Here is a 24,131-nt window from a genome sequence, read left to right on the forward strand (position 1 = left end):
TCATACAAATTATCTGAAAGATATACAATAATCTTAACAATTCCATAGGCAACTAATATGATGCCCCTGTGATACATAGCACCAGTGGGGATATAGATGGTATTGCCATACATACGATTCCAACTATATAGAAAATAATTGAAATCAAAACATATCCACCTCTTGCCATACGAATCTTTTTCAATATTTTCCCATCCATTCTATTTTTCTTGCCTAAATTCTAAATACTATTTCATTCTTCTTCTATGGGCAAACGTCTTCTATATATCCAAAAACCAGGCAATCTTAACATGTTTGTCTGGATTCATTCAAAGTCCAAGGTCGATAAAAGCTTCCCATTGCCGACATAAATGTCGACAAAGGAAAGCATTTGCTTATTTGTTTATCATGGAAAAGAATATGATTATTTTATTTTTTCAAACTCAAATAACATGATATTCTTTCAGCAATTTTTCCACATCTGTGTTTTTGATAAAGTCTAAAGCCTTTTTAACAGCAATCTTTTCCTTGATTCCCAGATTCATCTGAGTTAGTGGTTCTCCATCACGCAATTTGACAGTCGCATTCAAAAGATCTCTCACATCATATGTGCTGCACCAAACTTCCGGAACTCCACGGTCTACATTAAGCAAGGTATAAACAGCTTCCATACCGGTACGCATGGAATACTCTGTTGTAAAAATAGTATCCTTTGCGGTCTCGGCAAACTGGCCAATAAATGCAAAGTTTACTGCTCCATCAGGCACAACTTTTGGACGATCCGTATCATTACGTGGCATGAAAAAGGCATCAATATAAGGCATCATAACTGGAACTGTGTTTGCACTGTTCTCAGCCAGTTCTTCAATCTCGTTTTCCGGCACACCAATATGGTACAGCCATTCCATACAGATCTCTTTTCCTGTACAATCTCTCATTGGCTTTTTGACATAGTCACCAGGTCTATCATTAAAGAGCGCATATACCCAAACGAGACAATGGTCTTTTGGCTGGGAACGGAACTGTGGCTGACGGTTAATCGTCCAACTCAAAAGCCAGCTGGAATCTTTTACAGATACAATACCGCCGGTGACCACTTTACCAGTAAATGGATCTCGTTTACAGATATTTGTGATATATGGAATAATTCTTTGATCAAGTGTCTCCACAGTGGCACTCATCCAGTTGCACAGCTCACTGTCATAACAGAATTTATCCGGATTTCCAAAGTCAGGGCTTTGGGCGGCAATACGTCTCCACATATCCCATCCGCCACCTGGCTTGATTTCGGGATTATATGGAGCCGGTGTATTCTGGGATCCCATTGCAGAATTTTCCACACATCCACCATTTGTGATGAACACAAGATCATCCTCTGTGAGGGCTACGAAATGTGTTTCACCTTCCGCCTCAATTTCAATACGGGTAGCCTGTTTTCTGTTGAATGTAACATCAAACTCAACATTTACAACCTTTGTATTATAGTGGAATACGACACCGGCATTTTCCAGATATTTTACCATCGGAAGGATCATACTCTCATACTGATTATATTTTGTAAAGCGCAGAGCGGTGAAATCAGGAAGCCCTCCAATATGGTGAATATACCGCTTAATGTAACGCTTCATTTCCAGTGCGCTGTGCCAGTTTTCAAACGCAAACATCGTCCGCCAGTACAGCCAGAAGTTTGAATCAAATACTTCATCGTCAAAATATTCATCAATACGTTTATCATACAATTCTTCATCCGGCGTGAAAAACAGCCTCATGATCTCCATCTGTGCTTTGTCTGAAACTGCAAATTTCTTATCTGTATGTGCATCCTGTCCCCGGTTGACAGTAGCACGGCAAAGGGAGTAATTCGGATCTTCTTTATTGAGCCAATAATACTCATCCAATACACTGACTCCCTCAGTTTCAATAGATGGAATAGAATGGAATAAATCCCACATAACTTCAAAATGGTTATCCATTTCACGTCCGCCACGCATTACATAACCTACACCCGGATATTCAAACCCATCACAGGCACCACCAGGAATCGAATCTTTTTCAAAAATGTGTATACGTTCACCTTTCATCTGACCATCACGGACAAGGTAACATGCGGCTGAAAGTGCTGCCAGCCCTGTACCAATAATATAAGCTGACTTGTGATCTACTCCTTCTGGTTTCTTCGGATGTGCAAAAGCTTCATAGTTTCCACTTGAATAATACATAATCATACCTCCTGAATTTCAATTCGTTATATATTTTTCAATTACATCCTCAATATACATTGTAGGATAACTACTCTCAATCAACAGAATAGCCCCATCATCGAAGAATTCGATGATGGGGCTATATTGTTGTTTTTTTCGACAAACTCCATTATTTGTTGATATTATTATATGGCTTATCAATCTGGCATTTTTCAAGCATACGAATGATATCTCCCTCTATTAAATTACTCAGTTTGAAAATCATCTTTTCCGGTGATGGTTTCATGTTCTGCCGTATCCAGTCCAGCATCATACCTACAAAAGCATACTTGTAAAAATCGGCAATAAATTTTTTATCCTCCTCCCTGACACTCATGCCTTGTGCACATTCTTCAACAACGTTAATAATCAATTGATAAACAACCCTGTACAGATATTGAATAATCTGTTCCTGACTCACATGATGGTAAACATTAAGTATAAAAGGCTTGTTTTCTTCTACGGCTTGAAAAATATTCAGAAATCCCTGTTCCCATGTATCATATGTAGTATTTCCATTTGCTGCTATGCGGGAATCCTCCTCACAGGACCATTCAATGAGGTCATAAATATCTTTGAAATGATAATAAAAAGTTGCACGATTGACACCGCAGTCTTCTGTAATATCACTAATTGTAATTTTGGTAACCGGTTTTTTCAGTAACATCTTTTTAAGAGATGCCTCTAATGCTCTTTTTGTAATATCCGACACTTATCAATCCCTCCTATTCCGTATATCATTCCATTCGTTTGAAAAATATTATACCAAACTCGCATATTTTCCACAATGAACAAAGAATAAATCAAATTACAAATGACGAATCAGCCAATGCCTGATATCTTCATAAACGTCTTCATTGTCTGTCTCATTGATCTGTTGCTGATAATGGTAAAGTAGTACAACAAGTGCATATGTATGACAAACCTAAATCATCGACTCCAAACATTGGAGTTCCTGGACCAAATCCAATCTATTTTACAGGTGCAATCACTAGTGGTTTAGGTATCATTTTATTATTGAGAAAGAAAAAACAATCTAAATAATCACCTTTATAGAGTCTAGTCTAATTTATTAGACTTTTTATTTTAGGAGAGCTCTGTGGTTCTGTTAATTCCTGTCAAGACCAGATAAGACCTGAAAATTAGCAGATTCTTTGAGCTGCTAACATCCGGGGAAAGCTCTGTTGTTACTGACAGATATCATCTTCCGGCTACCATCTCCTTACAAGCGGGAATGATAAACAATTTTCAATTGACCAGATTTCTATTATTACTATTCACCGTTATTGAAAATTTGTCTATGGTGTTTCGACCACGACAGCCGATTTAAATACGAACATATCCAGTTGCCGGCCCGGCACCTACTTTTACGATATATCCACTTTTAACCAGTTCCGTCAGGGTTCTTTCTACAGTTACCTTGCTTATATCCGGACATAACTCCATGATTTCTTTTTTGGTAATTTTTCCTACCTTATTATCAATCACTGCCTTTATACGATCCGGCTTTGAAAGGTTTCTATTTTTCAGGTGCTCTACACGCCCCCAAAATTCACTGTATGCTTTCAGAATAATTCCTAGATAATATTTTACAAATGGCTCATAACTGTTTTCATTTTCGTGCCATCCATTGGAACTTTCCTGTAATGCCTCATAATAAGTTTCTTTTGTCTTTTCAATCAGCATTTCAACACTGACATACTTTCCGACAATATAGCCGGCTTTGTAAAACAAAAGAAGTGTTAACAGGCGGCTCATTCGCCCATTTCCATCATTAAATGGATGGATACACAGAAAGTCAAGAATAAACATAGGGATAAGAATTAACTTATCTATTCGATCTGCTTCCCATGCTTCCAGAAAATTTGTACAAAGTTCATTCATATCTTCTGGAGTCTGAAATGCCGGCACCGGGATAAAACGCGCTTTTTGATGAACTTCTGCATCTGTTTCTACAATTACATTATCCAAATTTTTATAATTTCCACCAGCATTTCCTCCGGAATATGAGTATAAATCCCGATGCAATTGTAAAATAATATTGGGTCTCGGATTAAAATACTCATAGCTTTCATGGATAGTGGAAAGAACTTCCCGATATCCGGATATTTCCTGTTCAGACCGGTCACGCGGTACGGCTTTCTGTCTTACTAATTCTTCCAAACGTTTGTCGGTAGTATAAATACCTTCAATCCTGTTAGAAGACCTTGTACTTTGAATCAAAGCAACTTCCTGCAGAGTTTTCAATTCGTCTATATTGGCTTCAAGGAACAATTCCTGTTTACCTTTATGCTCATGAATGCTTCCGACCATCTGAACAATTTCAGGTTTTAGCAATTGCTCCGGAGTTTTTATATAATCAAAACTTCTCATCGAAATCTCCTTCATTTTAATATTATCTCCATCATTTTACCATCAAATGACGGTGATATTAATTAGCATGATGGAGATATATTTTTAACATTCCTTTTAACGAAACCCGTTTTTTCACTAAAATTACACTATTTTTCACTTCATTGTCTTCGCCAGTGACGTAAGAAGTGCTGCCATCTCAGGATTATTAAGGACCTTTGCAAGCAGCTCTTCATCCACGCCTTCCAGAACCGCTACCGTGTTTTGTGCTGTATTCGGATGCATCTGCGGATCCAGATCTCCTTTCCCATAACCATTAGCTAGTAGTGGATATGTAAAGGATTTTTGTGTGGTTTGATCGTTTTTTGTCTGTAATGTTGTGCGGTTTGGTGATTGGTGACAGAGGTCTTATTAGCAAGAGTTGTTATTTTATTAGAAAAAAAGGCATGAAAATGTTCGAATCCACTAAAATTTATTAGATGAATTTTTGGAAAAGAAAAGCGATGAACAGTTGTAGCTCATCGCTTACTTTTTTGGCTGAAAATGCCAAAAATGTCGTTATTTACGTCAAAATGGCGTCCTCGAGGTGATTTGAACACCCGATCTACCGCTTAGGAGGCGGTTGCATTTTCCAGCTGTGCTACGAGGACACATAAAATTTTAGGCACATTTAGATACAGAACCACCGATCTCTTAGGAGGCGTGTGCTCTATCCAACTGAGCTATTGGGACGTATTTAATTTTTTGTCAGCCTCCGCAATGATCGGACTCAGCTCCCAACTAAGGTTTTTCCAAGGTGAGCGTTGTAACGCAACCTTAGGAGGCGGATCCTCTATCCACCTGAGGTACAAGGACAAAAATAAATGGTGCGCCTGACAGGGATCGAACCTGCAACCGCCAGAATCGGAATCTGATACTCTATCCAATTGAGCTACAGGCGCATCTTAAATCATTATATAGTATTGAAAGTGAAATTTCTATGACAAATCTATTTCTTTTTACATTTAAAATATGTTTATCTTACATTGGATTGATATTTTTTAAAAGAAAGAAGGAAGGATATTATGATTAAATTATTTGTTTCCGATTTAGATGGAACTTTATTAAATGAAATGCACATGACCGATTCTTTTATATTAGAAACGATTCAATTGGTTAAAGAAAACGGATATCTTTTTTCAACCGCTACAGGTCGTTCTCTACATGAGCATGAAGTGAATCGTCTACAATTAAATGACTGTTTTAGAATTAGTATGAATGGTGCTTTAATTAAGAATCCACAAGGTGAAGTATTGTATTCACAACCAATTGATTCAAAATGTATAGAGGAATTTTTAGAGTTATTTTATGGTATGGATTGTGATTATTCTTCTGATGATTTTACTTTATCAACTATTTCAATGGAAGAAAAAATTGAATATTTTAAAAAAGATGGATTTAAAGAAATTGCAGGGTCACCCCTTCGTATTCGTGACTTTTTAAAGGATTATAAATTTAATCAAAACAAAGAAGATATTAAAAATAAAAACATTTATAAAATCAATTGCACAATTACAGATCAAACCATTCAAGAACAATTCAGATCTTTTATTGATAAACATAAAGATTTAATAGTAAATGCACCAGCAGAAGAAAATCACTTTGAGTTAACTTCTAAACAAGTCAATAAAGGCCATGCGGTAAGTGTATTATTAAAACATTTGAAACTGGAAAAAGAAGAAGTAATGGTGTTTGGAGATGGAGGAAATGATTTAGAAATGTTGTCTATGTACCCACATTCATGTGCAATGGCAAACGGGAGTATTATGGCACAAGTAAAAGCCAGTCGTATAATCGGATACAATAAAGATTATGCGGTATGTAAAGAAATGTTAAAAATCATAGAATAAAAAAAACATCTCATTTGAGATGTTTAATTGCGAATGGCGCCTGAAACAGGACTCGAACCTGTGACCTGCCGGTTAACAGCCGGATGCTCTACCGACTGAGCTATTCAGGCATTTCCTTAGCGCTCATATATATTATCATGTACATATATTTAATGCAAGTCTTTTTTTGAAAAATATGGTAAAATTTAAATATGATTAAATACATAGTGATGGATATAGATGGAACTTTATTAAATTCTAAAAATGAGATTTCAGAAAAGACAAAGGAAATACTGATTTCATTTCAAAAAAATGGAGGGAAATTAATTTTAGCTAGTGGAAGATCGTATCAAAGACTTTTGCCGATTGCTTCACAATTATGTATGAATCGATATGGTGGTTTTTTGATTGAAGTGGATGGAATTGGATTTTATAATATTGAAACTGAAAAAAGAGAAATATTAAAAGAGATGAATCTTTTGGAAGTACAGTCATTGATACAATATTTAATGTCTTTGGATTGTGAAGTGCAGGTATGCGAAGAGAATGCGATATATGCTTATATACCTGAAAGATTGATTCCCATAAAAGAAAAAATCCGTAAAGAAAGAAATCTGGATAAAGACTTTCCGTGGACATCTGGACCATGGGATTTCATATTTGATATGCGAAAAGCATATTCCAGTATTTATTATTTTGAGGATTGTTCAGAGATTAAAGGAAAAATTAGAAAAATTCAGATTATGGATTATGAAACCCATATTCAGGAAGTGTTTCAATCATTAAATAAAACGTTCAAGAATCAATTTGAATTCTTTAGAACATCTTATCGTCAAATCGAAATTCTTCCTTTTGGTTATAGTAAAGGCAAGACATTAAAGCATATTATGAAATTGAATCATATTCATAGAAATGAAATTCTTTCATTTGGAGATGGAGAAAATGATGTCAGTTTATTTGAGCAGACGGAAAAATCTTATGCGATGGGACAGGCAAAAGAATATGTAAAACAACATGCAAGTCATATCACGAAATCAAATAATGAAGATGGTATTTATTATGCATTAAAAAAAGAAGGCTTTTAGTAAACCTTCTATTTTTGTATCATATAAGCATACAACAATTTCATTGTGTTTAAAATTCCATCCATATGGCATCTTTCCATACCATGGGAAGCATGAACACCAGGTCCAATTAATGCTGTACGAATATTATTACCTCCACTTTGCGCAGCAGAAGCATCGGAACTATATTTTGGATAAATATCAACTGCATAAGATAACTGATTCTTTTTGGATAATTCGATAAGATTGGATACCATATCATAATCGTAAGGACCACTTGAATCTTTTGCACAGATTGAAACATCTTGTTCTGTACAGCTTAAATCTAAACCAATACAGCCCATATCCACCGCAAGAAACTGAACGATATCCTTTTCTATATAAGAGGAACCATGACCCACTTCTTCATAGGTGGAAAAGATAAATTTGAAAGTGTGGCAAGGAATGATCTGATTGTCATGAAAATATTTTAAGACTCCCATTAAAATGCAGCATGAAATTTTGTCATCGATAAATCTGGATTTCACAAATCCATTTTCTGTTATCGTTGTTTTTGGATCGATGCAAATATAATCTCCTGTTTCAATTCCCAGTTTTTGCGTATCTTCTTTAGAATATACAATTTCATCCAGGCGGATTTCCATATTTTCTTCATTTCTTTCTCTGGTTAATGCATCTAAAAATACATGAGAAGAAGGAGATTTTGATAATATGGTACCTGTATATATTTTATTGTTTCTTGTATAAATACGGCAATATTCTCCGTCCAATGTATTTAAATTGGGCCCTCCGATCTTTTCGAAATTTAATTTTCCATTGTCCTGAATGGATCGTACCATTAATCCTAGTGTATCCAAATGAGCTCCTACACCATATACAATGTTATCCATACCATTAATTGTACAAACCAGATTTCCAGATTGTGTATAATGTGTTTCATATCCTAACTCTTTAATTTCTTTTTCAAGATAAGCAGTGGCATTTTTGGTAAATCCAGATGGAGAATCGATGGAAAACAAATGATGAATCATAGATTTTAAATAAACTAAATCAAACATAACATCCTCCTTTAACTCATATATTTTATCATAATCCTTTGAATCTTTTTAATAAAATCATATAATGTAAAAAAAGTGAGGATCGTTTATGGAATTTAATGAAGTATTAAAAGAAAGAAAAAGTATTCGAAGTTATGAATACAAAGAAATTACAAAAGATGAAATAAAAGAACTGATTGAATTTTCAAATCTGGCTCCTAGCTGGAAAAATTCCCAGACGGTAAGATACCACATAATTTTATCGGATAAAATGAAAGAGAGTATGCAAAAGGAAGGATTGGCTCCTTTTAATGCACAAAGAACAAAAGAGGCCTCTGTTTATATTGTAATTTCATTTGTGAAAGACATTTCTGGATTTAATGAAGATAAGACACCCATTAATGAAATGGGGCAAGGATGGGGCTATTATGATGCAGGAATCGCAACCAATCAACTGATCCTGAAAGCTTGTCAAATGGGGTATGGAAGTCTGATCATGGGAATTCGTGATGCCGAAGCGATACGTAAAATGTTACAAATTCCAAATGAAGAAATAATTACATCCGTTGTGGCAATCGGAAAAACGAAAGTAATACCTGAAAGAAACAAACGGAAAGAAATTGATGAAATTATGAAAATATACTAAAAATAAACTGTTATGAGCGTATCATAACAGTTTATTTTTTATAGAATGTCGATTAAATTGCGTATACCTAATAGGAATTTGCGAGGATCCAACAAGAACATTGCACCAATCTGATCTGAACTTCCACCTGTACCAGGGTCCGTTCCTGTACCTGGGTCTGTACCCGTTCCAGGATCTGTACTTGTACCTGGATCGGTACTTGTTCCAGGATCTGTACCAGTACCTGGATCGGTACTTGTTCCAGGATCTTCTGGTGTATCTGGTTCTTCTTCCTCTTCTTTTATACAAGTTTCGCTTTCTTCATCCCATTCGCCTCCATCGGCTTTACATGCTTTTTCTTCATCGGATTCATCCTTCGCATTTGTTTCGTCTCCTTTTGACAGGTATTCGGTTTTAATGTACCCACCTTTATAAGAAGAAACACCATCTGGAACTTCAATATCATGATAGTCATAATAATCCTGACAGAAATCCAATAAATTATGTGTGATCTGGAACGCAGTTCCCTGCATTAATTCAGCATAAGAGAAGTAATATCCTAATTTCTGATATTGAGCGGTAAATCCAGACCATACTGCAATGGTAATTTCACTCGTATATCCTACAGACCATTCATCTTTGTAAGTGTAAGCTGGAATTCCGTACTGTAGACCATCTGTACCCCAGTCGGATGTACCTGATTTACCATAGGCTGTATAATTTGGAGAAATCAGCCATTCATTTAAGTTCTGGTATCCACCTGTAACTACATTTTCCAGCAAGTAAGACATCATGAAAGCTGCTTCTTCAGAAATCAATTCATACTCTTCCGTATTTCCTTCGACTTCCTGGTTGTCAGAACGACGAATGACTTTACGAACTGTATGGGCGTTTACACGATTTCCTTTATTAGAGAAAATCGTATATGCACTGGCTTGTTGAATTGGAGATGCGTACATATCCGCCCCACCAATTGAGTATTGTTCCACAAAATTTTCACAGACATCTTCTGAATATCCAAGTTTACGACAGAAATCAATCCAATAGTCATATCCTTTTTCATTCACAAGTTCAACCATAGCTGCTGCAGCCGGACAGTTCTTAGAAACCCCTAAAGCACGCTTTAAAGTCATTAATCCATCATATTTTCCATCCGAGTTATTTAAATTCGAACCTGTATGGAAATAATCCTTGGCCTTATCGTTTACAGCATGCTCTGTTGACCATCCCAGTAAATCAAATGTTGAACAATAAGCCAGAAGTGGTTTCATTGAAGAACCAGGCTGTTTACGGTCTGTGGAATTATCAATTTTTACCGCATCGGTATGATATCTTCTACCAGGACCTACCGCAATGATTTCACCTGTTTCACTTTCGATGACTGAAAAACCAATATCAAATTCATCTCTTGAAAAATCCACTACATTTCCTGCACAAATTTCATCTGCCTGCTTTTGAACAGCCTGATTACAGGTTGTATAAATATCCATTGGGATAATACCTGGATCCTGTCCTGTTAAGCTGATGGTTTCTGCAATGGCCTGATCGATAAAGGCTTCATTCGGATCGGTACTTGTCATTTCTTTGTAGTTTAAAGCCAAAGATAAATCTGTACTGGAAGCCAGTTTATATTCATTATCGGATATATAACCATGCTGATTCATTAATTGTAAAGTGACATTTCGACGTTCCTGTGCCAGTTCCAGATGGTCAACTTCTGAATCGTACATATTCGCAAGAGGATTGTATTGTCCTGGAGCATTGATACATCCTGCTAAGAAAGCCGCTTCGCTCAAATTCAGCTGAGATACATCTTTTCCAAAGAAATACTGAGATGCTTTCTGAATACCACGTGTATTGTTTCCAGAACCAAACCAGATTCGGTTTACATAATATTCAAAAATTTCCTCTTTTCCAATGGATTGTTCGGCAATTAAAGATAAATAGATTTCCTGAATCTTTAATTTGACCTGATCCAATTTACTGATGCTTCCTTTCGTATTAAGCAATTTATCTTCCTGATTTTTAGTAAACGCATTGTCAATCATCTGCATTGTCAATGTAGAACCACCCTGAGAAAAATCACCTGTTCTAAGATTGGTCAAGGCAGCAGATATAAAACGAGGAAGGTCAAATCCATTGTGGTCAAAGAAACGAGAGTCTTCAATAGATAGAAACGCATCAATTACATTCTGAGGAATCTGTTCATATGTGACATCTTCACGTATTTCATCTCCAAATTCATACATAAGATTTCCATCACGATCATATATACGAGAATTAGATAAAGTGGTCAAACCATCCTCAGAGAATCGCATTCCTTCTGGATCGTTGATTACATTAACCAGTATGAAGAAAACGGAGATACATCCAACCAGAAAACAAGTCAGAACAACAATCGCAATTTTATTCCATATATCCAGTTTTCTACGTCTTTTTGATGTATTTTGTTTGACTTTTTTGGCCATAGTCTAATTATCCTCCTTAAAATATTTCGCATCGACTGCATCTAAATAAGAAAGTCTGGGATATAGACCTTCTTTGATCACAATTCCATTTTTTTCAAACCACATATAGGGAATAAAACTTTTTTCAGCTTTTTCAATAGCCAGTATCAGATCGGCTGAATCAATTAAAAAAGTTTTATCATGGGAATTGAATCGGATTAGAAAAAAACCAATTCCCCCATGGTATTTCACACCTTTTAAATGTTCAATCTGATGAGAATGAATCATACTGATTGGAAACTGAGTCTTGTTTTTGGTTTCTTTTGCTTCAAAATCCAGATATTTTCCCCTATATACTCCATTATAATCGGTCGTTGAAGGAGTTCGATAATAAGCTTCTACAATTTTAGCTTTATTACGAGCTGGATAATCAACGCGAACAACCTGGACAGGAGTGGGTTTTTTATATATGAGTGCCCGTTTGCATTCTCGATAATACTGATTGGATTCATTGACATCATTTTCTAGAAACATTCCCCTTTTCGAATGATGATCCATAACATTTGAACCCTTAATTACAGGATGCTGTGCACCCGGATATTTGATTGTGCTCATCAAAAACATTATATATTAATTTATAGTAACATTCAAATTGCGGTTGATTTTTTAATGTCTAAAAGGCATAATATTTATTAGAATTACTAGATTGGGGGAAATAATATGGCTCAAAAAATTAATCTAACTGCAGATCAGATTGTAGAAAAAGAATTTCATATTGATGTAAAAGGATATGCAGCTTTAGAAGTGGATATGTTTTTAGATGAAATCGTTGAAGATTATGAAAGTTTTGATGAATCCATTCAGGAATTATCACAGGCAGTGATGCGCTATGAAGAAAAAATTAAAGAACTTCAACAGGAAATTTATACATTACAGAATGAAAATCAGAGTTTAAATGAAAAATTATCAGTAGCTCAGTCATCTGGAAGCTATGATCAGGTCGATATTTTAAAACGTATTGCACGTTTGGAACAGGCTGTATTTAAAACAGAAGAATAATCAGATTCGACAGTCGCTGACAATTTGTTAGAGGAAAGTCCATGCTCGCACAATCTGCGATGATTGTAGTGTTTGTGCTAGATGAATTAATAAGTCTAGGCAAGAAATTGACGGCTGTTCTTCGATCTAAGGCAATTAAGCTAAGAAAGAAGACTTTAAAAGTGCCACAGAGACGAGCTGGTATGGAAACATACCAGGTGGAACGGGTAAACCCCACAAGCGAGAAACCCAAATTTGGTAGGGGAATCAGCCAGAATGAAATGAAAGGATGGCTGGAAGGTGAAAACCTTAGATAAATGACTGTCACTGGGAAACCAGAACAGAACATGGCTTATGAATTTGATTTTAAGAAAACCGCTTTGGCGGTTTTTTTATTTGACATTAAAAAGATATAAAGATATAACAAATATGAGGTGATGTTATGAATTTAGGAATTATCAGTGATCAGATCGATCTGGATTTGGAAAAAGCCATTCAAATTATTAAAAATCAAGGTTACAATACGATTGAATTACATAGTGTATTTAATAAACCGGTTGAAACATTAAATGAAGAAGAAACTAGAAAAGCGGTTGAAATCTGTGAAAAATATGAAATGAAAGTATCTAATCTGGCAACTACTTTATTTTTTCTTTGTCCATTATATGAAGAAGATAAAGTCAGTTTATTTAATGATTCTTTTCATTGTATAAAAGGAAATGTAAAAGATCATTTAAATCATATTGAAAATGCATGTAGAGTCGCAAAAGCATTTGGCTGCGATAAATTAAGAATGTTTCCATTTCGATTTCCAGATAATCGTAAGCCTCCATTTGGAACAGAAAAAGATATGGAAACGATATGTACTTATTTTCAAATGGCAGCAGATATTGCTCAACAGTACGATTGCACATTAATCATTGAAAACTGTCCATATTCTCATTGTCCTAAAGGAGAAATGACATTAAAACTATTAAAAATGTGCAATCGTCCTAATTTAAAACTGCTTTGGGATCCAGCAAATTCTTATCGTGCTTATCAGAATCAGGTAGAAGACAAATATCTTCATAAAACTTTATTAGAAGAATTGAAATGGATTTATCCATATATTGGTCATATTCATATTAAAGATTATCATTATGATTCTAATTTTGAAAAACCATTTATTCATAAACCGATTTATTCAGGTGATATAGATTTTGATGTATTATTTCAATATTTAAAAGAAAAAGAATATCCATATACTCTTTCTTTAGAACCTGAAGTGGCTTTTGAAGAAGCAATTTTATGTATGAAAAGACTAAAAGAAAAAGCATAATTACTTATGCTTTAACATGATATAAAGTATTTCAGAAGTGGAATTGAGTCTTGCTTTTATATGAGAACAGCCTGTACCCATTGAAATGATATAGGGGAAAGATAATTTTTCCAATTTTGTTCGATTAATGGTTTTGGCTCCTTCCACTTCTTTGTATCCTCCTAGTATAGGGTATGTAACCTGTGTTCCATGAGAATGACCAGCTATGGCATAATTCACAAAGGAATTGGATAATTGATTAAATAAATCGGGCTGATGAGCAATGAGTAAAGTATATTGCTCAAGGCTCGAATTTTTCATTATATAGTCGGTATTGGATAAAAGACCCATCAGCTGAATTCCATTGGAAGATTGCTTTGTCAATTTGGTATAGGAATCGGATAAGACTTCTACCTGGGACTGAGAATAGATACGATTGACTTCGCTGGTCCTTGTATCCGATTCTAAATCTTTTTCTCCTAAAACCGCAAATTTACCTAGAGGGGATTCAATTTCATTAAAAAGAGAAACAAGAAAATTAATTTCTTCTTCAGTAATCGGATATGCATTTTCAATCAGATCGCCTCCAAAAATAAGCAGATCGGGATTAAGATTCTTTATTTTCTCAAATATTTTTTTACATTCTTTTTCATTCTGAAGCTCACCAAACTGCAGATCGGTAAAATAAGCAATGGTTACATCATTCATGTCGGATGGAATCTTTTCATCTTTCAGTGTGATGTAATTGACTTCTAAGCGATATGGATTGACTTTAAATGCTCGATAAATTGTGATATTTAAACTGATAGAAATGACAGTTAATATAGCTATGACCAGAATCAATTGTTTTCGATAGCGATTCATGAGTCCTCCTTAGTGTGATTGTATCATAAAAGAAAAATATAAAAAAAACAACCCAAATGGGTTGTTATGCGTTTTCAAAACGTTTTTTACGGTAATTTTTTCTTTGAGCTGCCAATTCTTCCATTGTCTGTTTTGAATTAATAATGACGGGAATTACAATTGGATTTCTATGTGTTTTCTGATATAAGAAAGGTTCTAATGTTGAACGAACACAGTTTTTGATTTCCGAAAAAGTGATTTTTTCTTTCATTTTTTCCTGTAAAGAATTATATACAATATATTCTGCTTCTTTTATCAGACTTTGAGAATCTTTAATAAATACAAATCCACGGGATACAATAACAGGTTTCATTAAGATTTTATTAACTTTAGAATCAATCGCAATTACAACGGCTACCAGCCCATTGTCTGCTAAAATGCGACGATCTTTTAAGACGGCTGTAAACAATCCGGAAATATCATTTCCATCTACATATATATCGTCTCCCTGATATCTCCAGTTGCTTTGGATGACTTCGTGATTTCTTAAAATCAATATATCTCCATTGGCACAAACAAATATGCTTTCTTCAGGCATGCCCAATTCCATAGCGGTTCTTTTATGAAGCATCAGCATCTTGAATTCACCATGAATTGGCATAAAATAACGAGGGCGAATCAGATGAAGCATTAATTTCTGTTCTTCTCTTGAAGCGTGTCCTGTTGTATGCAGATTGTTTAATACGGATTTTGTCAGCACAGTAGCCCCAGATCTGAATAATTTGTCAATGACTTTATTAACGCTAGATGCATTTCCTGGAATTGGATTGCTTGAAAATATGATCGTATCACCAGGTTTTAAATGAATGAAACGATGAGTGCCATTGGCAATTCGGGATAAAGCGGCTAAAGGTTCACCCTGTGAGCCAGTGCATATAATACATATTTTATCATCAGGAGTATAGGCTAGATCTTCAGGGGATAATAAGTCGCTGTTTTTAATATGAATCGTCCCCATTTTTCTTCCAATATCCACAATATTTTCCATACTGCGTCCAAATACGATGACTTTTCGTTTACACTTTATCGCAGCTTCAATAATTTGAGCAACGCGATGTACATTGCTGGCAAAAGTCGCAACGATCAGTCTTTGTTTTGTTTTTCGGAAAATATCGTTGATTTCATTGGCAACTTTTGTTTCAGAAATCGAAAAATCTTCAATGGCTGAATTGGTAGAGTCCGATAACAGTAAATCGGGATTGATGGCTCCAATATAAGCCATTTTCTGATAATCTGCATTGGTTCCTACTGGAGTTAAATCAAATTTAAAATCTCCTGTATGAACAATGGATCCATTTGGTGTAGTAATTAAAACACCTAAAGAATCTGGAATAGAGTGAATGGTATTAAAAAATCCCAATGAAAAATATTTTGTTTTGATGCTGGAATTTTCATCAATTTCAATCACTTTTGTATTTTCCAAACCTTTATATTCACTTAACTTTTTATGAATCAGAGCTTTGGCAAAACGAGGTGCATAAATCGCATCTATTTTTACCTGCTGAAGTAAAAAAGGAATTCCCCCAATATGATCTTCATGACCATGGGTAATGACTAAAAATTTTCTTTTTTTATTCATGCGGATCAGATGATGATAATCAGGAATAACATAATCCACCCCAAGTAAATCATCGCCTGGAAATAATACTCCACAATCAATGATACAGATTTCATTTTCATGTTCAAAACAATACATGTTTTTTCCTACTTCACCCAATCCACCTAATGCATATATCAATGTATCATTTTTTTGAGTGATATTATTGGCTGGTAAATTTTTCTTTGTTTGCCCATTTGATTTTTGTGGCATATATACCTCTTTTCTAATAAACAGAATAAAAGACAGAAATTATATAACTTCTGCCTCTGCATCTTCTTTCCATGGATTATTTTTATCGATTCGATCGTAGAATAATATGCCAGATAAATGGTCAATTTCATGTTGTAGAGCAATTGCGAAATAACCTTCTGCACTGATCACAACATTTTTATCCTGGATTAAATCGTAGCCACGTACTTTAATACGTGCATGTCGAAAAACATGTCCTGGATGCTCATCCTTAACGGATAAACAACCTTCTCCTGAATCCAGATATCCCACCTGCGTGGATTCTGATATTATTTTTGGATTGGCTAATGCCACTTCGTCTACACCATCTTCATAAGGAATGACCACGGCTATTAATTGTTTGGGGATTCCTAATTGGATGGCTGCAATTCCAACGGCTGGCTGTAAGCCTTCTTTTTGAGCAATTTCTGGATCCTGAGAATCTCTGACATAAGTTAACATGCTGGACAGCAGTTCTTTGTCTTCATCATTCAATGGTAATGAAACCAATTCGCTTTTTTGTCGAATTCTGGGATCACTATCCAAAATTATATTACTGCTATTAATTTTCATAGTTTTTTCCCTCGTGAATATAATATATGTTTTTTGTGAATTTTACAAGTCATTCGTTTTATGTGTTTCTTATTATGAAATATGATAGAATAAGAACATGACGAAAAAGAAAGAGAACAAACCATTTAAAATTTCTTTATCCCTGAAAAGAAACAGCGATTCAATCATTAATCTGGTTGTATTTTTACTGATCTGTTTTGGAAGTACTATGATCGTATCGACCAATGTTGGACAGACAACCACCAATTCTATGGTTGTACTGAATACCTTTGTACGACAGATTATATATGTTGGACTGTCTTATTTATGTATGTACCTGATCAATCGTTTCTTTTCGTTAGAACGATATGGCATGTTTAAATTTATTATATTACCTGCAGCTGCATTCGCTTTAGGGATCACACAGTTTTTTGCGGAATCTGGAGGATCTAAATCCTGGATTCGTATTGGAGGCTTTTCGATCCAGCCTGCGGAATTTGTTAAGCCATTAGTGGCAGTAATGATTGCGTATGCAGTTTTTTCTGTTAAAAACAGACCTAAAAAGCTGAAAAATTTCAAATCTTTATATGGAAAAACAATTGCCTGGATCTTTGTTTTCCTTTTAGAAATTTTATTTCAGAAAGATATTGGTACATTAACAATTGTTTTTATGATTTCATTTGTTTGTCTTCTTACCGTTGACTTTCCATCGATTCGAAAGACAACGCGAAATTTAAAGCGATTGTTTTTTGCTGGAGTAATGATTATACTGATTTTTTTCTGTTTTACGGATATTGGAACCAATATTATTGCACAGACTCCATTCAGTCATATCGCAACACGATTCCGTAATATGAAAAATCCTTATGACGATGTATATCAGGAAGGCTATCAACCAGCCAATGCGTTATATGGAATCGCAAACTCGGAAATAATTGGACAGGGAATCGGAAATTCAATGCGAAAGTATGGATATCTGACGCAGGCAGATAACGATTATATTTTTGCGGTAATGATCGAAGAAACAGGAATTTTTGGTTTATTTATTTTAGTTATATTATATGGAATATTATTTTTTAAATTGTTTTATTATGCTTTTAAAACAAACAATCTGGCTTATAAAGTCATTCTTACAGGAAATGCGACCTATTTATTTATGCACTTCTTTTTAAATGTAGGAGGAGTTACGTGTCTGATTCCTATGACAGGAGTACCTTTGCTCTTTATAAGCAGTGGAGGATCGGCTTTAATGGCCATTTGTATCATGATAGGAATATCTCAGAATTGTATAAGTGATATTCGAAACAATGAGTTAAAGAAAGGATGATGTCTATGACAATTGCTGCATTTTGTGGAAGCTTTGATCCCATCACAAAAGGACATCTGGATATTATTGAAAGAGCCAGTCGGATGTTTGAAGAAGTCTATGTTTTTATTTCAATCAATTCTGGTAAAACCAGTTCATTTAGTTTAGAACAAAGAATGAACTGGATAAAACAGTCATGTCAGCATTTATCCAATGTACATTGTCGGATACAGAATGGATTGAGTGTAGAAGCCTGTAAAAGTGTCAATGCAACGGTTTTAATTCGAGGTTTAAGAAATACACTGGATTTTGAATATGAAAAGAATATCGCTGCTATGAACACATTACTGGATCCTTGCATTGAAACCATCAATTTATTCACAAAAGATGAATATGCGAACTGTTCAAGTTCAAATGTCAAAGAATTATTAAAATATCATCAGGACATATCCCGTTTAGTTCCTGAATGTGTATTAAAGGAGATAGAGAAATGAAATCATTTTTAGAATGGATGGATAAAAATGGCTATCCGCATACAAACGATAAATTATATATAGAAGCCTGTACTCATTCTTCCTATGCCAATGAACATCATAATCAGGGAAGTGACAATGAAAGACTGGAATTTATGGGTGATGCCGTTTTACAGATCTGGAGTGCTTATCAGCTGTTTCAGATGAAACCAAAAATGAAAGAAGGACAGATGACCACTTTAAGAGCACAGACCGTATGTGAAGCCACGCTTGCCAAGTTGAATAAACAATTAGGATGGTATCAGTATCTTCGTTTAGGAATTGGCGAAGAAAAAACAGGAGGACGGATGCGGATCAGTTTACTGGCGGACCAGTTTGAAGCCTGTATTGGGGCCATTTATATTGATCAGGGATATGAACTGGTGGATCGTATTTTACTTCAGTATATGAAACCATTGATTGGAACGGTAAAAGATGAAGATGTAACGGATTATAAAACACATCTTCAGGAAGTGATTCAGGCAGACAGTCGAAAAACCATTCAATATCGTTTACTGGAAGAAACAGGACCAAGCAATGCGCCTACCTTTACTATGGGAGTGTATCTGGATGATATATTGCTGGGAACTGGAAAAAGTACGACAAAGAAAAAGGCGGAGCAGAAAGCAGCCAAAAATGCTTTTGAGAAAATGGCGAAATAGAAAGGAATGTGTATGAGTGTATGGAAAATATTAAGTTCCGTTCTGAATCCAGAACTGGAGAGCTATCTTAAAAATGCTTCTTTTGTTGAAAATCCGAAATACCATTCCATTAAAAGAACATTAGATTTGAAAATAAATACAGATAATGTGCTTCCTTTTGATATTTATGAACAGATCGTTCATCAATTAAAAGTTCACTTTCAGGTTCATGTAAATGTATATATTCAGGCCAGGAAGACCTCTGTGTCGGTTGATGAACTGTATTTATATGTAGAAAAAATTATCGAAAAGAATGCTTCTTTACGTTGTTTTCGTTTTTTACATCCATATATGGAAAATGAAACAGTATGTTTTTCCACAAAAGATGATAGTCGATTAATCGATTTAAATAAAGGACTTCCTCAATTACAGGAAGAATGTAAAGCGTTTGGTATTCACATGGATATGAAATGCATGCTGGTTTTTGATGATGATGAAATTGAAACAAATGTGATTGAAATTCCAGAGAAACCAAAAGAAGAAAAGAGAACGTATGCCAGAGAAGCAAAAGTTGAATGTAAAATTTGTGAACTTCAAGTGGGAATGAAGAATATTGTATTTGAAGGTCATGTATTTTCATTGGAAAATAAAGTCTTAAAAAGTAAAAAAACACTTCAGCAGCTTTATATCAGTGATTATGAAGATGCCATTATTGCCAAACGTTTTGAATCCGCTCGTTTACCTTTAGAAGAGCTTGAATCGATAAAGAATGGACAGACGGTTCGTATTACAGGGGATGTAATCTACGATACATTTTTAAAATGTGATACGGTAATGATCAATAAGCTGGAAACCATTTCAGAATCAAAACGAATGGATACAGCTATGGAAAAAAGAACGGAATGGCATGTTCATTCTACATTTTCGGAAATGGATGGAGTGTGTGCCATTGAAGAATATATACAGACTGCCTATGACTGGGGAATGGATGCCATTGGAATTTGCGATCATCAGGTCGTGCAGGCTTTTCCAATGGCACAGCATAAAATAGAAGCTTTAAATAAGAAAAATCCCAATAAACCATTCAAAATGTTGTATGGCTGTGAAATGCTGATGGTCGATCCAGAATATAAAATCGTTTACAACAATAATCATACTCGATTAGAAGATGCGACTTTTGTGGTATTTGACCTGGAAACAACCGGATTGTCACAAAGACTGGATAAGGTCATCGAATTTGGTGCCGTTAAGATGAAACACAGGGAAGTTTTAGAAACCAAACAGGTTTTTATTAATCCTGAAAGAAAAATTCCTGCCAGCATTTCCAGTTTGACAAATATCCGTCAAAGTGATGTGGATCAGGCCAAAACCATTGATCAGGTCTTACCTGAACTTTTAGATTTTATAAAAGACAGTATTCTTGTAGCACATAATGCAACCTTTGATGTTGGTTTTATGAATGCGGCCTGTAAAGCATGTGGATATAAAACATTAACCAATCCTGTAATAGATACGCTTCCATTAGCTTATTCTTTACTGGATACCAAACGATACAATTTAGGAAGTGTATGTCGTCATTATGGAGTGGGATATGATGGAGAAGGGGCTCACAGAGCGGATTATGATGCACGTGTATTGTCTCAGGTTTTATGTCATATGATGAATGATGTTGGCAGTGATGCAACCTTAGATACACTTCAGAGTCTGCAGAAAGAAGATAGTTTTAAAAAAGTAAGACCTTCCCATGTAACGGTTTACGCGAAAAATAAAGAGGGATTAAAAGAATTATTTGAATTGATCACGTTATCACATACGAAATATCTTGCATATAGTTCAAGCAGTTCAGAACCTCGTATTATTCGTAGTGAAATTGAAGAAAAATATAAAAATGGAAATTTATTGATTGGATCTTCCTGTCAGAATGGAGAAATCTTTGAACTGGCTCATACCAGAAGTGAAGAAGAATTAAAAGAGGCTATGAAATTTTATGATTTTATAGAAATTCAGCCATTGGCCTGCTATAAAAATTTACTGGATCGTAATTCCATAAACAGTATTCAGGATTTGAAACAGATCTTATTGTTTATCATTGATGCTGCAAAAGAAATGGATAAAAAAGTCATTGCATCCAGTGATGCCCACTATGTTCATCCATATCAGAAACGAGTTCGTGATGTCTATATTAATGCCAAAGCAATTGGAAATTCCAGACATCCTTTATATATTTATAATGATACAAAGAGAAAAGCAACTTCTTCACCTGATCAGCATCTGTTAACAACCAATGAAATGCTGGATGCCTTTGATTGGCTGGATAATGATCTGGCTTATGAAATTGTGATTCTCAATCCAAACAGACTAAAAGAATTGACAGAGCCTATCTTTCCAATCAAAGATAAATTATATCCTCCTGATATTGAAGGATCGGATCAGAAATTAAGAGATATCTGTTATGAAACTGCACATAAAGTATATGGAAAAGACCTGCCTGAAATTGTTGAAGCTCGATTAAAAAGAGAATTGGATAGTATTATTGGACATGGATATTATGTGGTGTATTATATTTCTCATCTTCTTGTGAAAAAAAGTAATGATGATGGATATTTAGTAGGATCCCGTGGATCGGTAGGATCCAGTTTTGTAGCAACGATGTCTGGAATTACAGAAGTAAATCCATTAAAACCACATTATGTATGTAAAAAATGCCAGTATCATGAATTTTATGAGGATGAAGTTGGAAAATCTGGATTTGATTTACCAGATAAGATTTGTCCTGTCTGTGGTTCTGTCATGAGAGGGGATGGCCAGGATATTCCATTTGAAACATTCTTAGGATTTGAAGGCGATAAAGTTCCAGATATTGATTTGAACTTTTCAGGAGATTATCAGCCCAAAGCACATGCCTATACCAAAGAAGTATTTGGAGAAGATCACGTATTTAGAGCGGGTACTGTTGGAACGGTGCAGGAAAAAACAGCTTATGGTTACATTAAAGGATACGAAGAAGAAATGGGAATTGTGTCTGGTTATTCAGAAGCAAAACGCATTGATCTGGCAAAATGCTGTGAGGGAGTAAAGCGAACAACAGGGCAGCATCCTGGTGGTATTGTCGTAGTCCCTTTAGATATGGATGTTCATGATTTTACCCCGGTTCAATATCCAGCCAACAATCCAAATGCAGAATGGAAAACCACTCATTTTGACTTTCATCAGATTCATGACAACATTTTAAAATTTGATATTTTAGGCCATGTTGATCCAACGGCAATGAAAATGATGGAAAGAATTTCTGGAATTGATGTAAAGACCATTCCAATGAATGATAAAGAAACAATGTCCATCTTTTCATCTACAGATGCATTAAATATTGATTCGACACACTACAATCAGGTAACAGGAGCTGCTGGTCTTCCTGAATTCGGGACTCCATTTGTTCGTGGGATTCTGGAAATGACAAAACCGACAACTTTTGCAGAGCTTGTCACCATTTCTGGATTGTCACATGGAACCGATGTATGGCTGGGCAATGCGAAAGATTTAATTGACAATGGAACTTGTAAGCTAAATGAAGTAATAGGATGTCGTGACGACATCATGGTGGATCTGATTGGGTATGGACTGCCTTCAAAAATGTCATTTACTATAATGGAAAGTGTACGAAAAGGAAAAGGATTAAAGCCGGAATGGATCGAAGAAATGAAAAAGCATGATGTTCCAGACTGGTATATTGATTCTTGTCAGAAAATTAAATACATGTTCCCAAAAGCGCATGCGGTTGCTTATGTTATGATGGCTGTTCGTATCGCATGGTTCAAGGTTCATATGCCACTGGTTTATTATTGCCAGTATTTCAGTATTCGCTGTGATGCCTATGATATACAGACAATGATTGCTGGAGAAGAGGCCATTCGACAAAGAATGTCTGACATTCGAAGAGCTCGAGAAGATAAAACGCAGAATGTATCCGATAAAGAAAATGCGATATATGACGTTCTGGAACTGGCTTTAGAAATGAGTTTAAGAGGGTATCGTTTTTCAAATGTATCCATCAATCGAAGTGCAGCCAATGAATTTATTCTGGATCCAGAGGATGATAAAGCCATTATTCCTCCATTTACAAGTTTAGATGGATTGGGAGACAACGTAGGAAAGTCTGTTGTACAAGCCAGAGAGCAACGTCCTTTCTTATCAAAAGAAGATGTCTTAAAACGTACACAGTTGTCTAAAACTTTACTGGATCGGCTGGATCAGATGGGCGCATTAGAAGGATTGGACGAAGAAAATCAGATGACATTATTTTAAAAAGAGCACATTTTGAAATGAACCCCAAAAATTGGACTTCCAATTAAGGAGGTTCATTTTCTTTATGGGAAAGCTTACAAGAGAACAAAAAATCGAAATTTACAAGAAACGAAAACAAGGAATATCATACAAGCAATTAT

The 24,131-nt window shown here is 35.1% G+C and carries 21 protein-coding genes, 3 tRNA genes and 1 other RNA gene; 11 read left to right on the plus strand and 14 right to left on the minus strand.

Going from position 1 to position 24,131, the window contains the following annotated elements:
• Positions 1-52: 52 nt before the first annotated feature.
• From FYJ50_RS07230 to FYJ50_RS07240, 3 genes are all read right to left on the minus strand, one after another.
• Positions 53-199, minus strand: a complete 147-nt coding sequence (locus FYJ50_RS07230) for a hypothetical protein (protein ID WP_154460568.1) — start codon at positions 197-199, stop codon at positions 53-55.
• Positions 200-422: 223 nt separating this feature from the next.
• Positions 423-2,198 (minus strand): oleate hydratase, encoded by a 1,776-nt coding sequence (locus tag FYJ50_RS07235; protein ID WP_154460570.1) that lies wholly within the window; start codon positions 2,196-2,198, stop codon positions 423-425.
• Between the two features lie 151 nt (positions 2,199-2,349).
• Complete coding sequence (locus tag FYJ50_RS07240; protein WP_338083003.1) at positions 2,350-2,931, minus strand: TetR/AcrR family transcriptional regulator; 582 nt, start codon at positions 2,929-2,931, stop codon at positions 2,350-2,352.
• 200 nt (positions 2,932-3,131) lie between these two features.
• Here FYJ50_RS07240 and FYJ50_RS10750 point away from each other — a divergent pair, with 200 nt between their 5' ends.
• A complete protein-coding gene (locus FYJ50_RS10750; RefSeq protein ID WP_268891885.1) occupies positions 3,132-3,263 on the plus strand; it encodes a hypothetical protein in 132 nt (43 codons plus the stop codon).
• Between the two features lie 282 nt (positions 3,264-3,545).
• On the opposite strand, the gene FYJ50_RS07245 is transcribed toward FYJ50_RS10750, so the two are convergent.
• The 4 genes from FYJ50_RS07245 to FYJ50_RS07255 all read right to left on the minus strand — a co-directional run bounded on the left by FYJ50_RS07245 (position 3,546) and on the right by FYJ50_RS07255 (position 5,512).
• The gene (locus tag FYJ50_RS07245; protein WP_205946470.1) at positions 3,546-4,592 is read right to left on the minus strand and encodes a Fic family protein; all 1,047 of its coding nucleotides are present in this window, start codon (positions 4,590-4,592) and stop codon (positions 3,546-3,548) included.
• 135 nt (positions 4,593-4,727) lie between these two features.
• Positions 4,728-4,856: a hypothetical protein gene (locus FYJ50_RS10755; protein ID WP_268891886.1), complete on the minus strand. Its 129-nt coding sequence runs from the start codon at positions 4,854-4,856 to the stop codon at positions 4,728-4,730.
• 288 nt (positions 4,857-5,144) lie between these two features.
• Positions 5,145-5,221, minus strand: a tRNA-Arg gene (locus FYJ50_RS07250).
• Positions 5,222-5,435: 214 nt separating this feature from the next.
• A tRNA-Arg gene (locus FYJ50_RS07255) sits at positions 5,436-5,512 on the minus strand.
• A 123-nt stretch (positions 5,513-5,635) separates the two neighbouring features.
• Here FYJ50_RS07255 and FYJ50_RS07260 point away from each other — a divergent pair.
• Complete coding sequence (locus FYJ50_RS07260) at positions 5,636-6,460, plus strand: HAD family hydrolase (RefSeq protein ID WP_154460574.1); 825 nt, start codon at positions 5,636-5,638, stop codon at positions 6,458-6,460.
• Positions 6,461-6,494: 34 nt separating this feature from the next.
• Here the strand turns inward: FYJ50_RS07260 and FYJ50_RS07265 are convergent.
• Positions 6,495-6,570, minus strand: a tRNA-Asn gene (locus FYJ50_RS07265).
• 81 nt (positions 6,571-6,651) lie between these two features.
• Between FYJ50_RS07265 and FYJ50_RS07270 the strand changes: the two genes are divergently transcribed.
• Positions 6,652-7,524, plus strand: a complete 873-nt coding sequence (locus tag FYJ50_RS07270) for an HAD family hydrolase (RefSeq protein WP_154460576.1) — start codon at positions 6,652-6,654, stop codon at positions 7,522-7,524.
• 8 nt (positions 7,525-7,532) lie between these two features.
• Here the strand turns inward: FYJ50_RS07270 and FYJ50_RS07275 are convergent, their stop codons facing one another.
• Entirely contained in the window at positions 7,533-8,561 is a 1,029-nt protein-coding gene (locus FYJ50_RS07275; RefSeq protein ID WP_154460578.1) for a M42 family metallopeptidase, read from the minus strand.
• A gap of 88 nt (positions 8,562-8,649) precedes the next feature.
• Here FYJ50_RS07275 and FYJ50_RS07280 point away from each other — a divergent pair, with 88 nt between their 5' ends.
• Positions 8,650-9,186: a nitroreductase family protein gene (locus tag FYJ50_RS07280; RefSeq protein ID WP_154460580.1), complete on the plus strand. Its 537-nt coding sequence runs from the start codon at positions 8,650-8,652 to the stop codon at positions 9,184-9,186.
• Positions 9,187-9,224: 38 nt separating this feature from the next.
• On the opposite strand, the gene FYJ50_RS07285 is transcribed toward FYJ50_RS07280, so the two are convergent.
• Positions 9,225-11,633, minus strand: a complete 2,409-nt coding sequence (locus FYJ50_RS07285) for a transglycosylase domain-containing protein (protein ID WP_154460582.1) — start codon at positions 11,631-11,633, stop codon at positions 9,225-9,227.
• A 3-nt stretch (positions 11,634-11,636) separates the two neighbouring features.
• Positions 11,637-12,227, minus strand: coding sequence for a Holliday junction resolvase RecU (gene recU / locus FYJ50_RS07290; RefSeq protein WP_420841796.1), 591 nt, complete (start codon positions 12,225-12,227; stop codon positions 11,637-11,639).
• A gap of 105 nt (positions 12,228-12,332) precedes the next feature.
• Between recU and FYJ50_RS07295 the strand changes: the two genes are divergently transcribed.
• The 3 genes from FYJ50_RS07295 (at position 12,333) to FYJ50_RS07305 (ending at position 13,968) form a co-directional block, all read left to right on the plus strand.
• Positions 12,333-12,671, plus strand: a complete 339-nt coding sequence (locus FYJ50_RS07295) for a DivIVA domain-containing protein (RefSeq protein WP_154460586.1) — start codon at positions 12,333-12,335, stop codon at positions 12,669-12,671.
• 1 nt (position 12,672) lies between these two features.
• An RNA gene (gene rnpB / locus FYJ50_RS07300) (RNase P RNA component class B) lies at positions 12,673-13,010 on the plus strand.
• Between the two features lie 82 nt (positions 13,011-13,092).
• Positions 13,093-13,968 (plus strand): sugar phosphate isomerase/epimerase family protein, encoded by an 876-nt coding sequence (locus FYJ50_RS07305; RefSeq protein WP_154460588.1) that lies wholly within the window; start codon positions 13,093-13,095, stop codon positions 13,966-13,968.
• Here the strand turns inward: FYJ50_RS07305 and FYJ50_RS07310 are convergent, their stop codons facing one another.
• The 3 genes from FYJ50_RS07310 to def all read right to left on the minus strand — a co-directional run bounded on the left by FYJ50_RS07310 (position 13,969) and on the right by def (position 17,251).
• A complete protein-coding gene (locus tag FYJ50_RS07310; RefSeq protein ID WP_154460590.1) occupies positions 13,969-14,811 on the minus strand; it encodes a metallophosphoesterase in 843 nt (280 codons plus the stop codon). It lies immediately after the preceding gene.
• A 64-nt stretch (positions 14,812-14,875) separates the two neighbouring features.
• Positions 14,876-16,660 (minus strand): ribonuclease J, encoded by a 1,785-nt coding sequence (locus FYJ50_RS07315; protein WP_154460592.1) that lies wholly within the window; start codon positions 16,658-16,660, stop codon positions 14,876-14,878.
• Between the two features lie 39 nt (positions 16,661-16,699).
• Positions 16,700-17,251 (minus strand): peptide deformylase, encoded by a 552-nt coding sequence (gene def / locus FYJ50_RS07320; RefSeq protein WP_154460594.1) that lies wholly within the window; start codon positions 17,249-17,251, stop codon positions 16,700-16,702.
• A 97-nt stretch (positions 17,252-17,348) separates the two neighbouring features.
• On the opposite strand from def, the gene FYJ50_RS07325 reads away from it, so the two are divergent.
• The 4 genes from FYJ50_RS07325 to FYJ50_RS07340 are packed head-to-tail and all read left to right on the plus strand — an operon-like array spanning position 17,349 to position 23,991.
• A complete protein-coding gene (locus tag FYJ50_RS07325; RefSeq protein WP_154460596.1) occupies positions 17,349-18,557 on the plus strand; it encodes an FtsW/RodA/SpoVE family cell cycle protein in 1,209 nt (402 codons plus the stop codon).
• Positions 18,558-18,562: 5 nt separating this feature from the next.
• Positions 18,563-19,030 carry a pantetheine-phosphate adenylyltransferase gene (coaD, locus tag FYJ50_RS07330; RefSeq protein ID WP_154460598.1) on the plus strand — a complete coding sequence of 156 codons (468 nt, stop codon included), beginning with the start codon at positions 18,563-18,565 and terminating at the stop codon, positions 19,028-19,030.
• Entirely contained in the window at positions 19,027-19,710 is a 684-nt protein-coding gene (gene rnc / locus FYJ50_RS07335; protein ID WP_154460600.1) for a ribonuclease III, read from the plus strand. Before coaD ends, rnc begins: the two co-directional genes overlap by 4 nt.
• Positions 19,711-19,722: 12 nt before the next feature.
• Positions 19,723-23,991 (plus strand): PolC-type DNA polymerase III, encoded by a 4,269-nt coding sequence (locus FYJ50_RS07340; RefSeq protein WP_235900944.1) that lies wholly within the window; start codon positions 19,723-19,725, stop codon positions 23,989-23,991.
• Positions 23,992-24,131: the final 140 nt, after the last annotated feature.

The sequence above is a fragment of the Floccifex porci genome (assembly GCF_009696175.1).
GTDB classification, from domain to species: Bacteria; Bacillota_I; Bacilli_A; order Erysipelotrichales; family Erysipelotrichaceae; genus Floccifex; species Floccifex porci.